The organism is Arthrobacter sp. H35-D1 (assembly GCF_030063185.1).
Classification (GTDB): domain Bacteria; phylum Actinomycetota; class Actinomycetes; order Actinomycetales; family Micrococcaceae; genus Specibacter.
In genome coordinates, this window is the sequence record NZ_JASISP010000061.1 from 1 (window position 1) to 2,284 (window position 2,284).

General features: G+C 62.1%; 2 protein-coding genes. Both read right to left on the reverse strand.

The genetic code is table 11. From position 1 onward, the window contains the following. Window positions 1-605: 605 nt before the first annotated feature. Window positions 606-1,592, reverse strand: a complete 987-nt coding sequence (locus QMG25_RS20235) for an HAD-IIA family hydrolase (protein WP_283462918.1) — start codon at window positions 1,590-1,592, stop codon at window positions 606-608. Window positions 1,593-1,752: 160 nt separating this feature from the next. Beyond that, on the reverse strand, window positions 1,753-2,284 hold a 532-nt coding region (locus QMG25_RS20240), incomplete at its 5' end, for an NADP(+)-dependent, decarboxylating phosphogluconate dehydrogenase (protein WP_502866464.1).

Consider the following 2,284-nt stretch of genomic DNA (forward strand, 5'->3'; position numbering starts at 1 on the left):
TTCCGGAAGGGCCTTCAATAAATCATCCGCAGCGACATGGAATGCTGCGGCAAAAGTGTCCAGACCCACGTCCACGTGAGCCTCCCAGTACGACGTTCGGGTAGATACACCGACTCTGAACACCCCCCAAAACGCCTACGCCACGCCGCACACCTAGGAATTACTCATCTGGTCAAAAAGTCAGTCCGCGCAGACCGCTCCGGATACCGCGGCAAGAATATCTGCTTGCCGTCGCGTCCATGCCCGCGAGGGCAAGCGATCACACGGCCATGTCAGATATCGGTGAGGCCACCAGGGAGCTGAAGCCCGCCTGCTTTTTTGGTCTTGGCTAGTAACCTTGAGAATATTGATCGCGTTCTGGCCCAGGAGCGCACCGTATCGGTTCGTTTTGAAGTCCCACGCTGGTCCAGGTTGGTCTCTCGTGTTACCAGTTCGCGGTGATGAGAGCACCCACGCTCTGATGCTGGCCCCGCCGCAAGGTTCCGAAGCTTTCCGGCATAATGGTCACCAACGCGAACTTGCTACTCAGGCTAACCAACCGAGCTGCGCGGAGCGCAGGTCCCAGCTGGTTCCTCCGCGATGACCGCACAACCGGAGGGCCCCTGTCAGACTGTCGTGAACACGATCTCCGGCACCGCATCCGGTGTCACGTCCGGGTGAGCCGCCCACCATGCGGCACAGGCAGCACGCCAGCTGTCAAGGTCATCTTCACGGCCGCTGATGCTCACCGTCGATCCCGACACTCGAGCCACTGCTGCGCCACAGGAGTACGATCCTTCGGCGGCCGTGACCTCCGGGTACTCCTCGTAGAGTCCGCCCAGTGAACGGATCAAGTAGTTCGGACGCTCATCCACGCGCGCACCCAGAGCCGTTTTGACCGAGTCGACACCCGTGAGAACGAGGACGGTAGCCATGCCTGCGCGATTTCCGCCCAAGATGTCGGTGTCCAGTCGGTCACCGACAACGAGTGCGCGCTCGACGCCAGAGTGGCTCGCCGCCGTCTCGAAGAGGGCTGCTTCTGGTTTTCCTGCTACCAGCGGCGTCTTGCCGGTGGCTGCGGCTACCGCAGCCACCAGAGACCCGTTGCCCGGAGCGAAGCCCCGCTCCTGGGGCAGGGTCATGTCCATATTCGTCGCTACCCAGAGGGCGCCCGCCGTAATCGCGTAGGAGGCTTCTGCCAGATCTTTCCAGCCAAGGTCTGGGGAAAATCCTTGAATGACAGCGTCTGGTCGATCATCCGAGGTGGGCACGATCACGAATCCTTGAGCCCTGACGGAGTCTGCGAGGAATTGACTACCGACGACGAGCACGGACGCGCCCCCGGTGACCTCACCAGCCAACAGCTCTACACCGGCCAGCACGGATCCGAAAACCTGCTCAGCGGTGGCTGGTGCTCCTAACTCCCGCAGATGGATGGCGACTTCCTCGGGTGAGCGCGACGCGTTGTTTGTCACGTATGCCAGGCTTTTACCCTCTCCCGCGAGCTGATCAAGTGCATCGATGGCGCCGTCGATCACCTGGGGTCCGGTATACACGACGCCGTCGAGGTCCGCGAGCAGTCCGTCAAATCCGTCAATTAGTCTATTTGTCATCGATACCTTGCCTAGGTTGGTCTTAATTGTCGACTTGCGCTCTTGCGTGGGCCGCACAATACGTACAGAGAAGTGCCTTGGCCTAACCAGCTGACCCGCAGCAGCCTTTGAAAAAAATGTGGCCCAGTACCGCTGTGGATCGGTGGTCACCGGCAAGGCGTTAGTGGGTGTCTACTGCGCTGACCTCGGTCTTGTCCCCGCTCCACTGGGTGTGGAAGGTGCCTTCTTCGTCGACACGGTTGTACGTGTGGGCGCCGAAGAGGTCGCGCAGGCCCTGGGTCAGGGCGGCGGGCAGGCGCTTGCGGCGCAGGCCGTCGTAGTAGGCGAGCGAGGAGGAGAACACCGGCACCGGGATGCCCAGCTGCACGGCAGTGGCCACCACGCGGCGCCAGGCCGGGAGGACCTCGGCGATTTCAGCTGCGAACGCCGGGGCGAACAACAGGTTGGCCGGCTTGTCCTCGGCGGCGTAGGCCTTGGTGATGTCCTTGAGCAACTCGGCACGGATGATGCAGCCACCGCGCCACAGCGAGGCGATCTCGTCCAGTTTCAGGTCCCAGTTGTACTCGGCGGCGGCGCTGTTGAGCATGTCGATGCCCTGCGCGTAGCTGATGAGCTTGGAAGCGTAGAGCGCCTGGCGGACATCTTCGACAAAGTCGGCACCCAGGTCGACGGAGACCTCGTGGCCGGCCAGG